Origin of the sequence: Haloarcula sp. Atlit-7R (genome assembly GCF_003666065.1) — an archaeon.
GTDB lineage: Archaea > Halobacteriota > Halobacteria > Halobacteriales > Haloarculaceae > Haloarcula > Haloarcula taiwanensis.
This window is the reverse complement of record NZ_QXIK01000002.1, coordinates 381831-399423: the sequence shown is the minus strand read 5'-3', so window position 1 is coordinate 399423 and position 17593 is coordinate 381831. Positions and strand designations below refer to the sequence as shown.

General features: G+C 64.8%; 17 protein-coding genes. 13 read left to right on the top strand and 4 right to left on the bottom strand.

The genetic code is table 11. The annotated features are described in order from the left end of the window. The first annotated feature begins 5 nt into the window (after positions 1-5). Complete coding sequence (locus tag D3D01_RS05985; RefSeq protein ID WP_121511572.1) at positions 6-1091, top strand: aldo/keto reductase; 1086 nt, start codon at positions 6-8, stop codon at positions 1089-1091. Here D3D01_RS05985 and D3D01_RS23985 read toward each other — a convergent pair whose 3' ends face one another. Then, the gene (locus D3D01_RS23985; protein WP_198560187.1) at positions 1092-1262 is read right to left on the bottom strand and encodes an HVO_0758 family zinc finger protein; all 171 of its coding nucleotides are present in this window, start codon (positions 1260-1262) and stop codon (positions 1092-1094) included. It abuts the gene before it with no gap. A 119-nt stretch (positions 1263-1381) separates the two neighbouring features. On the opposite strand from D3D01_RS23985, the gene D3D01_RS05980 reads away from it, so the two are divergent. From D3D01_RS05980 to D3D01_RS05960, 5 genes are all read left to right on the top strand, one after another. After that, positions 1382-2518, top strand: coding sequence for an MFS transporter (locus D3D01_RS05980; RefSeq protein WP_101351468.1), 1137 nt, complete (start codon positions 1382-1384; stop codon positions 2516-2518). A gap of 32 nt (positions 2519-2550) precedes the next feature. After that, a complete protein-coding gene (locus D3D01_RS05975) occupies positions 2551-3021 on the top strand; it encodes a hypothetical protein (RefSeq protein WP_101350772.1) in 471 nt (156 codons plus the stop codon). A gap of 91 nt (positions 3022-3112) precedes the next feature. Further along, a complete protein-coding gene (locus tag D3D01_RS05970) occupies positions 3113-3733 on the top strand; it encodes a CoA pyrophosphatase (RefSeq protein ID WP_101350773.1) in 621 nt (206 codons plus the stop codon). A gap of 70 nt (positions 3734-3803) precedes the next feature. Then, complete coding sequence (locus D3D01_RS05965; protein WP_121511571.1) at positions 3804-4589, top strand: luciferase; 786 nt, start codon at positions 3804-3806, stop codon at positions 4587-4589. Next, positions 4590-5693: an FAD-binding oxidoreductase gene (locus D3D01_RS05960; protein ID WP_121511570.1), complete on the top strand. Its 1104-nt coding sequence runs from the start codon at positions 4590-4592 to the stop codon at positions 5691-5693. 30 nt (positions 5694-5723) lie between these two features. Here the strand turns inward: D3D01_RS05960 and D3D01_RS05955 are convergent, their stop codons facing one another. Next, positions 5724-6236 carry an Hsp20/alpha crystallin family protein gene (locus D3D01_RS05955; RefSeq protein ID WP_101350776.1) on the bottom strand — a complete coding sequence of 171 codons (513 nt, stop codon included), beginning with the start codon at positions 6234-6236 and terminating at the stop codon, positions 5724-5726. Continuing rightward, positions 6233-6391, bottom strand: a complete 159-nt coding sequence (locus tag D3D01_RS23980; protein ID WP_004517194.1) for a hypothetical protein — start codon at positions 6389-6391, stop codon at positions 6233-6235. Before D3D01_RS23980 ends, D3D01_RS05955 begins: the two co-directional genes overlap by 4 nt. 104 nt (positions 6392-6495) lie before the next feature. Here D3D01_RS23980 and D3D01_RS05950 point away from each other — a divergent pair, with 104 nt between their 5' ends. The 3 genes from D3D01_RS05950 (at position 6496) to nhaC (ending at position 11005) form a co-directional block, all read left to right on the top strand. Beyond that, complete coding sequence (locus D3D01_RS05950) at positions 6496-7293, top strand: DUF429 domain-containing protein (protein ID WP_101350777.1); 798 nt, start codon at positions 6496-6498, stop codon at positions 7291-7293. A gap of 68 nt (positions 7294-7361) precedes the next feature. Next, positions 7362-9284: an ABC transporter ATP-binding protein gene (locus tag D3D01_RS05945; protein ID WP_121511569.1), complete on the top strand. Its 1923-nt coding sequence runs from the start codon at positions 7362-7364 to the stop codon at positions 9282-9284. 266 nt (positions 9285-9550) lie between these two features. Then, positions 9551-11005, top strand: coding sequence for a Na+/H+ antiporter NhaC (gene nhaC / locus D3D01_RS05940; protein WP_121511568.1), 1455 nt, complete (start codon positions 9551-9553; stop codon positions 11003-11005). Between the two features lie 59 nt (positions 11006-11064). Here nhaC and D3D01_RS05935 read toward each other — a convergent pair whose 3' ends face one another. Further along, positions 11065-11403, bottom strand: a complete 339-nt coding sequence (locus D3D01_RS05935) for a hypothetical protein (protein ID WP_121511567.1) — start codon at positions 11401-11403, stop codon at positions 11065-11067. Between the two features lie 148 nt (positions 11404-11551). Here D3D01_RS05935 and D3D01_RS05930 point away from each other — a divergent pair, with 148 nt between their 5' ends. The 4 genes from D3D01_RS05930 (at position 11552) to D3D01_RS05915 (ending at position 17519) form a co-directional block, all read left to right on the top strand. Continuing rightward, complete coding sequence (locus tag D3D01_RS05930; RefSeq protein WP_121511566.1) at positions 11552-13270, top strand: radical SAM protein; 1719 nt, start codon at positions 11552-11554, stop codon at positions 13268-13270. A 68-nt stretch (positions 13271-13338) separates the two neighbouring features. Next, the gene (locus D3D01_RS05925; RefSeq protein WP_121511565.1) at positions 13339-15156 is read left to right on the top strand and encodes a flippase-like domain-containing protein; all 1818 of its coding nucleotides are present in this window, start codon (positions 13339-13341) and stop codon (positions 15154-15156) included. Between the two features lie 306 nt (positions 15157-15462). Then, positions 15463-16296 (top strand): DUF726 domain-containing protein, encoded by an 834-nt coding sequence (locus D3D01_RS05920; protein ID WP_233563238.1) that lies wholly within the window; start codon positions 15463-15465, stop codon positions 16294-16296. A gap of 257 nt (positions 16297-16553) precedes the next feature. Then, positions 16554-17519 carry a transcription initiation factor IIB family protein gene (locus D3D01_RS05915; RefSeq protein ID WP_004591241.1) on the top strand — a complete coding sequence of 322 codons (966 nt, stop codon included), beginning with the start codon at positions 16554-16556 and terminating at the stop codon, positions 17517-17519. The last annotated feature ends 74 nt before the right edge of the window (positions 17520-17593 follow it).

Genomic DNA, 17593 nt, shown 5'->3' with positions numbered 1-17593 from the left:
CTGGTATGGCTACACGGGAGGCGACCTGGGCGTACCGGGACGACCACGACGAGTTCGCGCGTACTTTCTATCGGCGGTTCGGCGACGGCGTCGTCTCCAGCATCGGCATCGGCACGTATCTGGGCGACGCGACCGACGAGCGGGATGCGAGCTACCACGACGCTATCGTCACGGCGCTCGAATCCGGCATCAATGTCGTCGACACGGCGATAAACTACCGCCACCAACGCTCCGAGCGTGTCGTCGGCGACGCCGTCGCGGACGCCGACGTGGACCGTGAGGCCGTCGCCGTCGCAACCAAGGGCGGCTTCGTCCCGTTCGACGGGGCTCGGCCGGACGACCCCGGCGCGTTCGTCCGGTCGGAGTACCTCGACACCGGCATCGTCGACCGCGACGACCTCGTTGCCGGCCAGCACTGCATTGCGCCTGACTACATCGACGACCAGGTCGACCGGTCGCTGACGAATCTTGGACTGGATACAATCGATCTCTACTACGTTCACAATCCGGAGACGCAACTAAAGTCGAAATCCCGAAAGGCAGTGTATGACCAGCTAGAAGCAACCTTCGAGCAACTGGAGGAACGAGCGGCGGCCGGCGACATCAGACACTACGGCGTCGCGACGTGGGAAGCGTTCCGCGTACCCACCGACCACGACAGCTATCTCTCGCTCCCCGAGGTCGTTGAGCGTGCACGCGCGGCGGCAGAGACAGTCGGCAACGCGGCGACGCACCTCCGCGCGATTCAGTTGCCGTTCAACGTTGCGATGGCCGACGCGTTCACCGTTGAGTCCCACAACGGCGCGGAAGGGCTGCAGTCGGCGCTGTGGTTCGCTCACGAGGCCGGGCTGGACGTGTTCACCAGCGCATCCATCATGCAGGGCAAGCTGGCCGCGGAGCTCCCGGACGACGTCGCGGCGAAACTCGCAGGCGAAACAAGCGCACAGCGCGCTGTCAACTTCGCACGCAGCGCGCCGGGCGTGACCTGCTCGCTGGTCGGCACGGGATCGGTCGAACACGCCCGGGAGAACGTCGATGCCGGTCGGTACGAGCCGCTCGGTGCTGACGCGTTCGACGCGGTCTTCGAGTAGCTAACTGAGCTCTTTCCACTTGCTATCACACTCGGGACAGACCCGCACCTTCCCGACTTCGTCCGGGTCGTTCTCTGTCGCAAGCGGCTCGTCACAACTGGTACAGGAGAGTCGCCCGTAGTTGTCCTTCTCGACATCGCCGGCCCGGAGGGCCTTCCTCACTGAGTCCATACCTGCCAGTGTGCTACCCGCGTGTAAAAACCCCGTGGCGGCGTTCCGGAACGTTGTTCAGGTGTTCCGGTCTATCACCGGTCGTGTCTCGTCGCCGCGTCTTCGGCTCGCTGCTGGGGATGGTGTTCTGCATCAACCTCGCGAGAGTCGTCTTCGCACCACTCATCGAACCGATTCGGGCGACGACAGGCGCTTCTGATGCGACACTCGGACTGCTCGCAACGATGGTCTGGGCCGGGAGTGCCCTCCCACGGCTCCCCACCGGCGTCCTGCTGACTCGGATATCGCGGGCGAAGGTCATCTTCGGTTCCGGTGTCGTGTTGACCATCGGAACGACGTTCACCGCCCTCGCGTTTGACCCGACGCTGTTGCTCGTCGGGGCGTTCACCATGGGGATTGCGAGCGGCGTCTACCTGACCGCGGCAAACACGCTGGTCAGTGAGCTGTTTCCGGAGCGGCCCGGCCGCGCGCTCGGGCAACACGGCGTCGCCGCCCAGCTCGCCGCTGTCGGAGCGCCGGCGCTGATATCGTTTGTTCTCATCGTCGGGACGTGGCGGACCGCGCTACAAGGGATTGCCGTCGCCGCGGGGCTGGTGACCGTCGCTTTCACTATCATCGCAAGACGCTCCCGACTCCCTGACGCTGGGAGCGAAGACCGCGACCTCCTTGGCGCGGCGCGTGCTCAGTGGCATATCATCGTCACCAGCGTCGCGACCATCGGCGTCGCGGGGCTGGTCTGGAACGGGCTGTTCAACTTCTACGTCACCTACGCCACGAGCGTCGGTCTCACGCCCGGTCGGGGACGGACGCTCCTATTGCTCGCGTTCGGAGCGGGGGTGCCGGCCTTCTACGTCAGCGGTCGGCTGGCCGACCGGCTCCCGTCGATTCCGTACCTCCTGACGATGCTTGCGGCCTTTACCGGCTGTGTGCTGGTGCTCCCGTCGCTGACCGGGTTCTGGTCGCTGGCCGCGTTCAGCGTCGTCGTCGGCTACGTCATCCACAGCATCTTCCCGGCGGTGGACGCGTACCTGCTCGGCTCGCTCCCGGACCGCCACCGCGCGAGCGCCTACGCCACCTACGGCGCGGGGATGATGCTGCTACAGGCGCCCGGAAGCGCGCTCGTCGGCCGACTGCTTGATGCCGGCGTCACGTTTCCGACGCTGCTTCGGGGCATGGGCATCGCGTTGCTCGTCGTCCTCGTGGCAATGGTGTCGCTGCACCGCAACGGCCGACTGCCGAGCGCCGCCCGAGCCTAAAGGCTGAAGCCGCTCGGTACCGCGTCACCTGTATGGACCTGCAACCGGACGAGCTGGCTGGCGTCGTCGACCTCTTTGGCTCGCTCACAAGAGCGGAGCTCGTCGACGCCTGCGGCGAACTCGCGTTCAAGCAGGGCGTCGACGCCGACCCGGACGCAGTAGCGGCAGCCATCGACGACGCCGTCGACTCGTACCACCTCGTCGCCGTCGACGACCACGCCGCCGGCACCGACGAGACGGTGCTGGTCGTCGGCCCGGTCGCGTTCCCAACCCTGCCCGACGGTGCGGCTGACCTCCCGCACATCATGGATGTGCCGGCCCGCGACCTCGCGCGTGACGCTGTTATCGAGGCTGTCAAGTCCCGCTTCCGAGAGGACGCGGTGATGGCCGTCAAGAACGACGACGGGGACCGCGTCGAGACGCTGCTGGACGTGAGCTACGACATCGAAGCCTGGGAGAACGTCGAGATGGACGGCCTCCGCGACCGCCTCGACGACGTGTGAAGCCAGCGCTCCGAAATCCCGAACGATTAAATCAGATGTTTCGAGCGAGTGAGCCACCCGAATTAAGACGGTCGGTCACCTACCGTATGCTATGCAGTTCGACCGGGTTGCGGCCCACGAGCCAGTCGTCGTGGACGATGAGCCACAGGAGGCCGCCGTCATCGCTCCGGTCGTCACGCGACCTGCGGGCGAGGCGATACTGTTCACGAAGCGCGCCGACCACCTGTCGGACCACCCCGGGCAGATGTCGTTCCCCGGCGGCGGCCGCGAACCCGAAGACGATGACCTGCTGCGGACTGCGCTTCGAGAGGCAAACGAGGAGATCGGGCTCGACCCGCTGGCGGTCAACGTCGTCGGTCGGCTGGACGACATCAGGACCATCACGCGCTACTCCGTGCGCCCGTTCGTCGGACGAATCCCAGACCGTGACTACCTGCCCTCGGACGAAGAAGTCGCGGAGATCGTCACGCTTCCGGTGTCGGAACTGACTGACTTAGACAACTACGAGTCAGAGCACCGCGACCACCCCCACTACGGGGAGATTCGCCTCCATTTCTTTTACGTCGACGGCTACACTGTCTGGGGCGCGACGGCGCGGATGCTCGTCCAGTTGCTCGAACTCGCGACCGACTGGCGGATGCCGCCCGAACCTGACCGATACATGGAGCCCGACGACGAGCTGCCGCCGAGCGTGCGCGACGAAGCTGAGTGAAGCAGGGCCGACTGTGCCGGGGCCGAGAGCGACAGGATTTTCCAGCCCCGTGACGTTGACCGCGTACTGGATGACCACGCTTACCGGTGCGACACTGGCGGCCGCCGGCATCGACGCGGTGGCGCTCAAGCCGACGGAAGTGGACGTGTCGCAGGCAACGGCCCTCGATGTTGAGACGCTTGCAATCGATTACGAGGGTGCGGCCCACGTCCCAGACACAGAGGCCATCGAGCGACTGGCGTCGGCCGCTGACGTGCGCGTCACTACGCCAGTCCGGGCCGACGGCTTCGACCCACTGGGCGACGATAGCGGGTTCGACGCGCTGCCGGCGGATGCGGGCCGTGTTCTGGTCGCCGGCCACAGCGCGTATCTCTCCGAAGACGAGGGTGAACGAGCCGTCGCACCGCGGCTTCGGGCGGCCGTCGACGACGCCAGCGATCCATGGGTCGGCACGGAGGGCATCGAGCGCCTCGCGCTGGCAGTCGGCGGGACACAGTACGAACTCCTCTCGCGGACGACGGCCCGCGACGTTCGGACGCTCCGCACGGCGGGCTTCGACGGTTCGATTGCCGTTTACGCCCCCTTGGTGCTCTCGAACAGCGAGGACGCGATGCTGGACGCCGTCGGCGACTACGCGGCCCGGCGCGGCCCGGTCCGGAACGCACTGCCCGATGGCGCACCGACGGACAGCCGAGCGACGGGGCGGGCCAGAGATGTACTCAAACAGGCCATCCGCGATTACGCGCTCGTCGGCTCCGTCGAGACAGTCGCCGAGCGAACCGAGCGGCTCCGCGACATCGGTGTCGACACGATTGTCGGCTATCCGGCGCGTGGACTCGACCCCTTCCTCTCGTAGATGACCGTCGCCGTTGTCGGCGGCGGGGCCGTCGGTCTCTCGACCGCGCTGGCACTGTGTCGCCGCGGCGCATCGGTCACGGTGTTCGAACGCGACGCCCTCGGGAGCGGTGCGACCGGCCGCGCGGCGGGCCTGTGTTACGACGCCTTCGCCGACGGCGTGGACGCGGGCGTCGCTGCGGACGCGCTCGGTCGCTACCGCGACCTTGACCTGTTCGAGCCACGGCCCTACGTCTGGGTTGCACGCGACGAAAGCGACGCCACAGCCGTCCGCGAGCAGATCGCGGGGATGCAGCGCAACGGTGTCGCCGTCAAGGCGCTCACGCCGACGGCACTCGGCGACCGCTACCCCGCACTCGATACCAGCGGCATCGAGGTGGCCGGTCTCGCCCGCGACGCTGGCGTACTCGACCCGGACAGGGTGGTGGCGACGCTCGCTGAGCGGGCCGAGGAAAACGGCGCGGCTATCGAGACGCACACACCAGTCTCGCTCGGCTCGCCGACCGGCGTCGAAACAGCGGACCAAACCCGGGCGTTCGACGCGGTGGTCGTCGCGGCTGGCCCGCGAACGAAATCGCTCGTCGCCACTGTTGGCGTCTCGCTCGCACTGAAAACCTATCGAGCACAGGCCCTCGTGACCGAGCCAGTCGATGCCACGCTACCGTCGTTTTACGACGCGACGCGGGAGTTCTACTGGCGGCCGAAAGCCGACGCACTACTGGTCGGTGACGGCGCACACGAGACCGACCTGACGGACTGGAACCTGGACGCGGACGCCGAGTTCGTCACTCGGACTCTCGACCGCGTCGAGCAAGCGTCGGCGCTCACGCCGGCCTGTGACAGAGCCTGGGCTGGCCTGTGTACGGCGACGCCCGACGGCGCGCCGTTGGCCGGACAGGTCGCCGACGGGCTCTGGGTGGCGACTGGCTGGCAGGGCCACGGACTCATGCGGGCTCCTGCGCTGGGGAACTATCTCGCCGCAGACGTTCTCAATCGCCCGAACCCGCTTTCGGAACACCTGCCTGATCGCGTCGACCCGACACGGTTCGACGGTTCCGAAGAGTTCGCTGCGCTGGACGACCCGACGCGTGACTGGGGCGGCTGAATTCGCTGTGAGAATCTGTATGCAGATCGATCAGGCGTCGTCTTCGCTTTCGTCGGCCGAGTCGGTCACGTCTTCGACATCGGCGTCTGCATCTGCGTCGGCCCCTTCGTGGCTCTCGCTGTCGTCGGTTGCAACGCCGACATCCGTTGCCTCGTCCTCATCGTGGTCCGCCTCGGCCTTCGGAACACGGACGTGGAGCGTTCCGTTGCTCTTGAGCGTGGCTTGGGCCGCCTCCGGGTCGACAGCGGCGTCGCTCGGCAGGGTGACGCTTCCGTCGAGTGCGAGCCCGCGGCCGGGGTAGCGCATCTCGAAGCCCTCGTAGAAATCACGGAACCGGTCGATACGGACCTCCACGCGGTCATCGACGTACCGGACCTGAATGTCCGACGCGGTCGTTCCGGGCGCGTCGAAGACGACGAGATAGGCGTCTTCCGACTCCAGCAGGTCCGAGGCCAGCGGCTTGTTCTCCTGAACTCGACCGGCGGCCCGACCGATGTTCTCGAATATCGCGTCGCTGATAGAGGAGCCGATGTCCCGCATCATAGTTCCACTTCGTCAAGGCAGTCCGTCCCGCCACAGTACGGGCAGGAGAACGCCGCGAGTTCGACATCGTCCGGCATATCGTACGTGTAGTGCATCTCGAACATGTCGAGTTCGCAGCTGTCGTCCGTGCAGACGACCTCCATAGTGGCTGGCATACTATTCCGTTGGTCCGTCGGGGACAAACCCCTTACGGACGGGGCCGTGGTTACCCCGTCCTGCCAGTCCCAACATTGATGCCGTCACCGGCGTACTCGGGCGTATGAGTGAACGCGTCCTCGGGGCGGATTTCAGCGGCGCAGCAGCCGCTGGCGACGCGCTCTGGGTCACCGAGGCAATATCGACGGACGACGGGCTCGAAATTCAACGGTGCTACCGCGGAACCGATGAGTGGGGTCGTGACCGTGAAGCGGCCCATGCAGGCCTCGTCGACCGCATTACCGACGACGATGTGAGCACGGTCGGGCTGGATTTCCCGTTCAGCCTGCCACAGGCGCTACTTGATGCGCAGTGTGGCGGGACCTGGACCGGTTTCGTGGACTGGCTCGCGAGCGGGAGCGGCCCGACCGACCCGGGGTCGCTCTCCGAGGCCTGCCGCCACACCGCCGAGATGGCGACCGGAAGCCGTGACCTGCGCCGGGAGACTGACTTCCGACGCGGTGCACTGTGTCCGTACACGAATCGGACCCGTAGCATGACCTTCTACGGCGTCCGGGACGTACTCGGGAAACTGCGAGCCGACGACGACACGGCCGTCGTACCGATGCAGGGCTGGGACGCCGACACGCTCGTCGCCGAGGTGTACCCCGCTGCAACCTTTGGCTGGTTGGGCTGTTACCGTGAGGGATACAAGAACGTCGACGACCCCCGACAGCGCCGGGAAGCAAACGTTGCGGCGGTCGAAGCCTGTAGCGTCACCGTCGGCGATCACCGCGATACCTACCTCGGGAACCACGACGCGCTGGACTCGCTGGCCGCTGTCGTCTCCGCAAGCCGACTGGCTGACGGTGCCAGACCGCCCGCAGCAGGCCCACAGAGTGAAGGCTGTATCTACGTCTGACGGCGCAGTGGCGTCGATGTCCCAGATCGAAGCCCGGCATATATCAGTTTCCGGACCAACTACCGTCTATGTCTGACGACCGGGGCGGCTTCGAAGGCGTCCGTGAGAACGTCGACGGCCACCCGATGATCAATCTCGTCGGCTACGCCACGTCCTACTGGCTCCGGCTGTTCGTCGGTATTCTGGCGGCGTTCTGTACCCGATTCGCCCGCCTCGTGCCGCCGATAATCGTAGCTGCAGCCATCGACCGCGTCATCCTCACCAGCGGCGAACCGGGGCTGCTGACCGACGCTGGGCTGTTGCCGCCCGGCGAAATCACGGGCGAAGCCGCCCGGATCGCCTTCCTCCAGCGGCTCGTCGTCATCGCGGCCATCGCGTATCTCATCCGCTCGGCGGCGCGTTTCGGCTCGCGGTATCTCCTGCAGTCCAGCGCCCAGAAGATACAGCGGGACCTCCGGAACGACACCTACGACCACCTCCAGCACCTCTCGCTGTCGTTCTTTGCGAACCACCAGACCGGCGGGATGATGTCGATACTCAACAGCGATATCAACCGCCTGGAGTCGTTTCTCAACACGGAGTTCCGCCAGCTAATCCGGGTGGTGGCGACCGTCGGCGGCATCGCCGTTATCCTCTACACATACTCCCCGAAGCTGGCGCTCATCGCGCTCGCGCCGGTCCCGATTATCGGCGTCGCCAGCGGCTTTTTTCTCACGTGGATCGAGCCGCGGTACCGCTCGATTCGCCAGACGGTCTCGCGACTCAACACCCGGCTAGAGAACAACCTTAGCGGCGCGCCGGTCATCAAAGCGTTCGACCGCTACGACTTCGAGCGCAAGCGGGTGACCGACCAGAGCCAGACGTACCACGACGAGAAAGTCGCAGCCCTTCGAATCCGCCGGGCCTTCTTCGCCGGCCTGCGACTGCTGACCGGCATCGTGTTCGTCCTGATTCTGTACGTCGCCGGGATGGACTTCATCACGAACCCACAGGGTGAGGCGGCGCTGTCAGCGGGGGCCTTTACCGCCTTCTTCCTCTACATCCGCCGGCTGTACTCGCCGATGCGCCGCGTGGGCAAGTCGGCAAACAAGTACCAACTCGCGAAGTCCAGCGCAGAGCGCGTGTTCGGCCTACTGGGGCAGGAACCCGAAGTCACCGACCCCGCGGACCCGTACGAACCCGATAGCATCGACGGGTCGGTCGAGTTCGACGACGTGACCTTCGGCTACGGCGACGAGCCGCCGGTCGTTCGTGACGTGTCGCTGGACGTGCCCGCCGGCGCGACCATCGGGCTGGCTGGTGCGACCGGAGCCGGCAAATCAACCTTGCTGAAACTGGTGCCGCGGTTCCACGACGTGGATGCTGGTGCGGTCCGGGTTGACGGCGTCGACGTGCGCGAGTACGGCCTCCAGAGCCTCAGGAGCGAAATCGCCGTCGTCGAACAGCAGCCGTACCTGTTCTCGGGGACGGTCGCCGAGAACATCGCTTACGGCGACCGCGAGGTGCTTGATGCCGAGCAGGCGGACAGCGAGGCGCGAGAGACTGGCTGGGAGACAGCCCGCGACCGCGTCCGCGACGCGGCGGAAGCCGCCCAAGCCCACGAGTTCATCGAGGACCTGCCGGATGGGTACGACACGCAGATCGGCGAGCGCGGCATCAAGCTCTCCGGCGGCCAGCGACAGCGCGTCGCCATCGCCCGTGCCCTGCTGAACGACCCCGAAATTATCATCTTCGACGAGGCGACCAGCGACGTAGACACGGAGACGGAGGACCGCATTCAGGAGAGTATCGAACAGCTGGTCGCGGACCGCACCGCCTTCGTCATCGCTCACCGCCTCTCGACGATTCAGGACGCGGACCGCATCGTTGTGATGGACGACGGCGAAATCGTCGAACGCGGTAGCCACACCGACCTGCTCGCGGCCGACGGCGATTACGCTGATCTCTGGCACGCCCAGGCCGACGACCGAACGGTCAGCGCCGACGACTGAGACTGCTGCTGTCCGACCACCGCCAAGTCCTCGATTGGGTCTACTGGAACTTACCGCGCCGCCGAAGACGTGATTCCACCGTTCAAGTCCACAGCACCCAGCGTGGCTCGCCAAGAGGACGCCAGTCGAGTGCATCTTAGTCGCGACTTCGCGTCTGCTACACTGGCGCGTGCCAACAACACCCCTGAAAGAGATACTTTCTCATATGCACTACAGAGATATTATCGCTCTTTTTAATACATATCAGTTATTAGGTCGGCGTAAGCGTGACATCACTCACTCTCGAACCGCTGACGTACGAGGACATCCCGTCGGAGCGCCGGCCGGGGGTCCTTCAGGCGCTAGTCCCTGTACTCGGTGTCGTCCTGTTCCTCGGCATCGGATCGGGATATCTGAAGCTGGCCCCACACGGGCCGCTGCTCTGGAGCATTGTACTGACTGGTGCAGTCGGCAAATACTGGCTTGGCTACTCGTGGGACGACCTCTACGAGGGGCTCGCGGACAGTCTGCTGATGGGACTGCAGGCGATTCTCATCTTATTCATCATCTACGGCCTCATCGCGACGTGGGTGAGCGCGGGGACCATCCCCGGGCTGATGTACTACGGCCTCTCGATACTGACACCGGACGTGTTCCTGCCGGCGACAGCGCTGCTTGCGATGGTCGTCGCGTTTTCCATCGGGTCGTCGTGGACGACGGCCGGCACCCTCGGCGTGGCCTTCATCGGCATCGGCTCCGGCCTCGGTGTGCCGACCCCGATGACCGCTGGTGCCATCCTCTCGGGTGCCTACGCGGGCGACAAACAGTCTCCCCTCTCGGACACGACGAACCTCGCGGCCGCCGTGACGAACACCGACCTCTATGACCACATCCGGGCGATGCGCAACGGGACTGTGCTGGCGTTTGGCCTCTCAGTCCTGCTCTACGCTGTTCTGGGACTGCGTGCCGTCGGTGAAATCCCGACCGGGCGTGTCGCCGAGATACAGGGCGCACTCGCTGGGAGCTACGACCTCTCAGTGCTGGTACTCATCCCGCTCGTTGTCACCTTCGGGCTGGCGCTGTACGGAATCCCGGCACTCCCGACGCTCGTCGCCGGGGTCTTTGCCGGGGCTTTCACGACCATCTTCGTGCAGGGCCGGTCGTTCACTGCCGCCTGGACTGTCTTTCTCGATGGGACGGCCCCTGAGACGGGGACGGCACTCGTGAACGATCTGCTGGCCAGCGGTGGTATCTCGGGGTCGGCCTGGACGATTGCCGTCGTCGTCGCGGCCCTCAGTCTTGGCGGACTCCTCGAACGGACCGGTGTCCTCGCTGTGCTCGCACACCACCTCGCAACCGCTGTCCGCGGCCAGCGCAGCCTAGTCGTCGGGACCGGCATTTCGGCCATCTTTGTCAACGCCTTCTCGGCCCAGCAGTACATGAGCATCGTCGTGCCCGGGCTCACGCTCCGGAACCTCTACGACGAGTACGGCCTGACAAGCGACGATCTCTCGCAGGCTATCGAATCCGCCGGGACCCCGACCGGCGCACTCTTCCCGTGGCACGCCGGTGCCGTCTACATGTCTGCGGTCTTCGGGGTTGGAACGCTTGCCTACGCCCCGTATTACTTCTTCGCGTTTCTCTCGCCGTTGCTCCTGTTTGCGACAACGCTGTTCGGTAGACGATATGACGGGTCCGAGCAGGCTGATTCGGTCGCGTCGTCCGCTGTCGCCGACGACTGAGTTCGTCTACCTCTGGGTGATTCTGTCACTGCATCACCCCCTCCGGCAATGCTGCTGGCCTACATCCGTTCGACAGTGAGGTCACGATCCTCACAGAACGTTTCGAGCCGCCGCCTGATCTTTCGAGCCTCCTCGGATTCACGGCCACCCGTATCGGCCGTCAATCCGTATCCGCCGCCGCCAGCGATGATCGTCACCTCGCAAGTCGTCTCATCTATTAGCTCCAGCACGGTCGTCGCCTGTACCTCAGTGAGTTCCATGCGGTAGTGGTTCTCCGTAACCGCCACAGCGAACCCGTTGCCGTCATACAGTTCGCGGTTCTCCTCATCAATGTCATGGAACGCCCTGGGCAGCGTGCTCGCGTCCGCGCCACGGACAGTAAATTCGACCCGTTCCATACGAGGCCATGGCGCGGGCTGGGAGAAAGTGATTTGCAACCGGGAGTAGCGATAGTACTGACTACGTTTTCTTGAGCCCGCACCTGGCCGTGTATGTCGCCACGGCTGACCAGACACGGTTTTGAGTGTCGAGCGTCAAGCGGCGGGTATGACTGACCCCGAGACGCTCGACGTGACCATCGTCGACGGCTACGTCGACGAGCCCGCACACTTCGGGGTGCCGCCGTACATCTCGACGTACCCGCGGTACGCCGCCGGCGCGCTGGTCGACGCCGGCGTCCCCCGCGAGCAGATAACGTATCACACTATCGACGAACTCCGGGAGGATAACGCAGTCTGGCGAGACGTGGAGGCCGCCGACCTCATGGTGTACGTCGGCGGCATGACCGTCCCCGGCAAGTACGTCGGCGGGACGCCGGCGGAACCCGACGAAGTGCGCGAACTCGCCTGGACGGCCGACGGCACCTCGCTGATGGGCGGCCCGGTCCGCTTCGGCGTCGGCGAGGCCAACGAGGGCGCGAGCGAGACGGCCCGCGACGACCTCGATTTCGACTTCCTGGCGATGGCCGACGTGGAGGCCGCGGTGTACGACCTCGTCGACTCCGGGCTGGAGGGGTTCAACGACCGCTACCGCTCGGTCGAGGAGGAGACCCGCTGGGCCCGGGCCGGCGCGTTCGTCGTCGAACAGCACCCGAACCACCCCGACTACCTCATCTGCGAGATGGAGACCTCACGGGGCTGTCCGTACCGCTGCTCGTTCTGCACGGAACCGATGTACGGCGACCCGGACTTCCGGCCGCCCGAGAGCGTCGTCGACGAGGTCGACGCCCTCTCGGACCGCGGCGTGAAGCACTTCCGACTCGGGCGGCAGGCCGACATCCTCGCCTACGGCGGCGACGGCGAGGCACCCAATCCCGACGCCCTGCGGCGGCTCTACGGCGGCATCCGCGAGGTCGCGCCGGACCTGGAGACGCTGCACCTCGACAACATGAACCCCATCACGGTCGTCAAGTGGCCGGAGAAAGCCCGCGAGGGCATCCGCATCATCGCCGAGCACAACACGCCCGGCGACACCGCCGCGTTCGGCCTGGAGTCGGCCGACCCGAACGTGATGGGCGACAACAACCTCAACGTCACCGCCGACCAGTGCTTCGAGGCGGTGAAAATCGTCAACGAGGTAGCCGGCTGGCGGCCGGGAGGTGACAGAGACACTGCTCCCAACTTCGGCGACGACGCTGCACGCCGGCTCCCGAAGCTCCTGCCGGGGATCAATCTCGTCCACGGGCTGAAAGGCGAGACGAAGGAGACGTTCGAGCACAACAAACGGTTCCTCCAGCGCGTCTACGACGAGGGGCTGATGCTCCGGCGGGTGAACATCCGCCAGGTGATGGCCTTCGAGGGGACCGACATGGCCGACACCGGCGCGGACATCGCGAAGGACCACAAGCAACTGTTCAAACAGTACAAGCGCGAGGTCCGAGAGACCATCGACAACCCGATGCTCCAGCGGGTCGCGCCGCCGGGGACCGTCCTGCCCGACGTACACCTGGAGTACCACCAGGACGGCAAGACCTTCGGCCGGCAACTGGGGACCTACCCGCTTCTCGTGGGCATCCCGGGCGAGCGCGAACTCGGCAGCGTCGTCGACATCGCGGTCACGGACCACGGCTACCGATCGGTCACCGGGGTCCCCTACCCGCTGGACCTCAACAGCGCGTCGATGGACGAACTCACCGCGATTCCCGGCATCGGCCGCAGCACCGCCGGCGACGTGGTGGTAAACAGACCCTACGAGTCGGTCGGAGACATCGACGTCGCGTCCATCGAGCGGTTCGCGACTACCCAGTCTGGGGAAGGCGCTGACTAACTGCCGTTCCCGTCCCGGGAGCGTAACGAACGGAAAGTACTTTTCATTCCGGGGATGACCAAGAGCGTATGACTGCGGTCGAGGTGAGCGTCGTTCTCCCCGCCTACAACGAGGAAGACACCATCGAGAGCACAGTCTCGACGACGGTCGGGACGCTCGCCTCGTTTCTCCCCGAAGACGCGTTCGAGGTCATCGTCGCGGAGGACGGGTGCTCGGACCGCACGCCGGAGATAGCGGCGCGGCTCGCAGACGAGGACAGCCGGGTCCGACACGTCCACAGCGACGAGCGGCTCGGCCGCGGGGGCGCGTTGGAGTACGCCTTCGAGCGGGCCGACGGCGACACGCTGGTGTATTTCGACACCGACCTGGCGACGGACATGGGGTACCTCCAAGAACTCGTCGACGCCGTCCACGTCGACGGCTACGACGTGGCGACGGGGTCGCGCTGGATGCCCGAGAACCGCGCCGACAGACCTGCCAAGCGGGGGGTTCCGAGCTTCGGCTACAACACGCTCGTCCGGACGCTCCTCCGGTCGGACATCAGGGACCACCAGTGTGGCTTCAAGGCCTTCGACCGGGGGGCGCTGGAGACGCTGTTGCCCCTCGTCCAAGACGAACACTGGTTCTGGGACACGGAACTGCTCGTGAAGGCCCAGCGCAACGGCTACCGGGTGAAGGAGTTCCCCGTCGACTGGACGCCCAAGGGCGACTCGAAGGTCGACATCGTCCGGGACGTGTTCGGCATGGGCAGCCAGATTCTCCGGACGTTCTGGGAGCTGTCGGTCAGCCCCCGGATTACCCGTGAGGTGTCGCTGGGCGCGGGGACGCTGCTCGTCGTCGTCGCCCTCCTGTTGATGACGCAGTACCTCGACCCCGACCGCGTCCTCGCGGAGATGGCCGGGGCAGCGCCCGAAATCGTCGCGCTGAGCGCCGTCGTCTACGCCGTCTCGTGGCCGCTCCGGGGCATCCGCTACCGGGACATCCTCGCCTCGATGGGGTATCGGGAGCGGTGGCGCTTCCTGACGGGGGCGGTATTCATCAGCCAGACCGGGAACCTTGTGTTCCCGGCGCGAGCCGGCGACGCGGTCCGAGCGTATGTTATCAAAGCGCGTCGTTCGATTCCGTACCCGTCCGGGTTCGCGTCGCTGGCCGTCGAGCGGGTGTTTGATCTGCTGACGATAACGTTACTTGCTGGTGTCGTCATGATCGGGCTGGCTGTAACGGGGTCGGCCGAACAGTTGCTGACGGCGCTGACGGGCGATACAGTCGGCGGCGACGCAGCCAGCAGCGGACGGACTGCCGTGGCCGTAGCTGGTGGTGTTGGCCTTGTAGCAATCGGAGCCGTGGTGGCTATTGTCGCCAGTGCGCGGAGCGACCGCAACCTCGTTCGGGCCGTCATCGAGCGACTGAGCGGTGACTCCTATGCTGATTACGTTGCCGGCATTATCGAGGGGTTCGTCGGTGACGTACAGACGGTGGCCGCTGATGGGTCGGCGTTCACTCGTGTCGGCATCGGAAGTCTCCTGATCTGGACGTTCGACGTGATAACGGCTCTAATCGTTTTTGCGGCCTTCGGCTACAGCCTGACGCCGTCACTGGTTGCCGTTGGCTTCTTCGCGGTCAGCGTTGGGAACCTCGCCAAGGTTCTGCCGCTGACGCCCGGCGGGGTCGGTCTTTACGAGGGTGCGTTCACCGTCATCGTCGCGTCGCTAACACCGGTCGGCGTCGCCGCGGCCATCGGTGTCGCTATCGTCGACCACGCGGTCAAGAACATCGTCACCATCATCGGCGGCGTCGTGTCTATGGCCTGGCTCAACGTCTCGTTGACCACAGCCGTCGAGGAGTCCCAGTCGACGGACGCTATCGAACCGGAAACGAACGACTGATCGCAGTGCCGCCGCGTCCTGCAACAGCACCCCACTCTACTGGGATTGCGCTGGCAACACTCGGGCCGATACAACAACGCCCCACTGAGACTTCGCGTCCAGCTAGCAGTCCTCAGGCGGTTCCTTTCTTTATTAATATTACAAATAAGGGAGCCTTTACTAACAATGTTAATTATAATAGTTAATGTTATATAAAGTGGAAAGCTACGCGATTTTGCTATGCTTCAACGTAGCATACAATCGAGCGAACTGGACGGGCAAACGCGACGCAGTTTCCTCAGAGCCTCGACTGGTGCCGTGGCATCGATGGCAGCACTCGGTACGAGTGGCTCTGTGCGAGGGGGCAAGCTCGGCGGTGATGACGGAGAGTACACGGCTCCAGCGGAGTTCCCGCTCGTTTCGACACGTGAGCAGTTCACTGACGACGGTAAACTGAAGGCCGAATATACAGAGACAGAGTACGAAACAGTCGGGGACTGGCAGTCTAACCGGACTAACGACGATACGGAACTCGTCATCTTCGTCCACGGCTGGAGCCTTGGGGAGACGGATGCCAGAGACGCCGCCTACACCTGTCAGATCGGGCTTGAAGCGAACGAGTACGACCAGTTCACCGTGGGGTTCACCTGGGATGCCGATATGGGCGACGGCATTGGCTGGAGCGAAGGGGTCGCCATCGCCGAACAGAACGGTCCGAAGCTCGCGCAGTGGGTTGTCGACCACAACGACAGCGGTGGGCTACCAGTCCGGATACTCGGCCATTCACTCGGTGCGAAAGTGGCTGTGGAAACGATGGCGTCGCTCCACGAGCGTGAACGCGAAGATGCAGTCGAGTCGATAGCTCTACTGGGGGGCGCTATCGGTGACTCCGTCGTTGAGGTCGATGAGACATACGGCGAGTCCATCAAGTACGCCACCGCGTCTTTCGACAACTTCCACAAGGACGACGACGTGGTGCTGGGGACTGCATTCAGTGCTGCGGAGTGGACGGAAGCAGTCGGTGAAAAGGGTGTCCAGAGTCCCGAAGACGCTCCCGGGAATTACGCCGATTACGATGTCACGGCGGCCGTTGCCGACCACAATTCCTATTACGAGCCCGGGGAGGGGTGTCTGCCCGCTGTCGTCGAAACATTTCAGTAGGCAGTGACAACGAAGGGGTGGCGCTACTTATTGTACGCAATTATAACCGGGTTGTGGGAACTGACCCCGAAAATACCCGACAGCTATTATATGAATGGTCATGCGACTGATGCACAAACGTGGGTTTCGTGACGTGTATCGGTGGTCTCGATGACAATACCGGAATGTTTTAATGACTTTCGTTCGAATACAGTGTTACCGACTGCCTCCGGGTTCTGTGATGTCTCCCACCCGGTGAGCACCCGCCTTCGCAACCAATGAGTGAACACACACGAACACGACAGCAACGTGAAGAACAGACGACGGAGTCGACGGAATCAGAGAGCACGGCGTGCCCGGAGTGCAGTGGCTCGCTCGTTATCGACGACGAACACGGCGAAACAGTCTGTGAGGATTGTGGCCTTGTCGTCGAGTCCGACGAGATCGACCGCGGCCCCGAGTGGCGCGCGTTCGACTCCAGCGAGAAAGACGAGAAGTCCCGCGTCGGCGCACCGACGACGAACATGATGCACGACAAGGGCCTCTCGACCAACATCGACTGGCGCGACAAGGACGCTTACGGTAACTCTCTGTCGGGTAAACAGCGCCAGAAGATGCAGCGCCTGCGCAAGTGGAACGAGCGCTTTAGAACGCGGGACTCCAAGGAACGCAACCTCAAGCAGGCCCTCGGTGAGATTGACCGGATGGCTTCGGCACTCGGACTCCCGGAAAACGTCCGCGAGACGGCCAGCGTCATCTACCGCCGCGCGCTGGACGAGGACCTCCTGCCCGGCCGCTCCATCGAAGGTGTCTCGACGGCGTCCGTCTACGCCGCCGCGCGCCAGGCCGGTGTCCCGCGCTCGCTCGACGAGATCACGGAGGTCTCCCGGGTCGAGAAAAGCGAAATCGCGCGGACCTACCGCTACGTCGTCCGCGAACTCTCGCTCGAAGTCCGTCCTGCCGACCCCGAGAGCTACGTCCCGCGCTTTGCCTCCTCGCTGGAACTGTCCGACGAGGCCGAACACCGCGCCCGTCAGCTCCTCCAGAACGCCAAGGAACAGGGCGTCCACTCCGGGAAGTCGCCGGTCGGCCTCGCCGCCGCCGCCGTCTACGCCGCCGCACTGCTGACCAACGAGAAGACGACGCAAGCCGCCGTCTCCGAGGTCGCCGACATCTCCGAGGTCACCATCCGCAACCGCTACCACGAGCTGCTGGAAGCCGAGCAGGACCTGCCCGTCGCGTAAGCTGGGTATTTGCGTTGCATCGCTGTGAGAACCGTTTTTGTCACCGACTGTCACACGGAAAGCGTGCCCGCCGT

Excerpts from the sequence above, each read along its gene's own strand:
- D3D01_RS05985 (WP_121511572.1), top strand. The coding sequence starts at position 6 with ATGGCTACACGGGAGGCGACCTGGGCGTACCGGGACGACCACGACGAG.
- D3D01_RS23985 (WP_198560187.1), bottom strand. The coding sequence starts at position 1,262 with ATGGACTCAGTGAGGAAGGCCCTCCGGGCCGGCGATGTCGAGAAGGAC.
- D3D01_RS05980 (WP_101351468.1), top strand. The coding sequence starts at position 1,382 with ATGGTGTTCTGCATCAACCTCGCGAGAGTCGTCTTCGCACCACTCATC.
- D3D01_RS05975 (WP_101350772.1), top strand. The coding sequence starts at position 2,551 with ATGGACCTGCAACCGGACGAGCTGGCTGGCGTCGTCGACCTCTTTGGC.
- D3D01_RS05970 (WP_101350773.1), top strand. The coding sequence starts at position 3,113 with ATGCAGTTCGACCGGGTTGCGGCCCACGAGCCAGTCGTCGTGGACGAT.
- D3D01_RS05965 (WP_121511571.1), top strand. The coding sequence starts at position 3,804 with ATGACCACGCTTACCGGTGCGACACTGGCGGCCGCCGGCATCGACGCG.
- D3D01_RS05960 (WP_121511570.1), top strand. The coding sequence starts at position 4,590 with ATGACCGTCGCCGTTGTCGGCGGCGGGGCCGTCGGTCTCTCGACCGCG.
- D3D01_RS05955 (WP_101350776.1), bottom strand. The coding sequence starts at position 6,236 with ATGATGCGGGACATCGGCTCCTCTATCAGCGACGCGATATTCGAGAAC.
- D3D01_RS23980 (WP_004517194.1), bottom strand. The coding sequence starts at position 6,391 with ATGCCAGCCACTATGGAGGTCGTCTGCACGGACGACAGCTGCGAACTC.
- D3D01_RS05950 (WP_101350777.1), top strand. The coding sequence starts at position 6,496 with ATGAGTGAACGCGTCCTCGGGGCGGATTTCAGCGGCGCAGCAGCCGCT.
- D3D01_RS05945 (WP_121511569.1), top strand. The coding sequence starts at position 7,362 with ATGTCTGACGACCGGGGCGGCTTCGAAGGCGTCCGTGAGAACGTCGAC.
- D3D01_RS05935 (WP_121511567.1), bottom strand. The coding sequence starts at position 11,403 with ATGGAACGGGTCGAATTTACTGTCCGTGGCGCGGACGCGAGCACGCTG.
- D3D01_RS05930 (WP_121511566.1), top strand. The coding sequence starts at position 11,552 with ATGACTGACCCCGAGACGCTCGACGTGACCATCGTCGACGGCTACGTC.
- D3D01_RS05925 (WP_121511565.1), top strand. The coding sequence starts at position 13,339 with ATGACTGCGGTCGAGGTGAGCGTCGTTCTCCCCGCCTACAACGAGGAA.
- D3D01_RS05920 (WP_233563238.1), top strand. The coding sequence starts at position 15,463 with ATGGCAGCACTCGGTACGAGTGGCTCTGTGCGAGGGGGCAAGCTCGGC.
- D3D01_RS05915 (WP_004591241.1), top strand. The coding sequence starts at position 16,554 with ATGAGTGAACACACACGAACACGACAGCAACGTGAAGAACAGACGACG.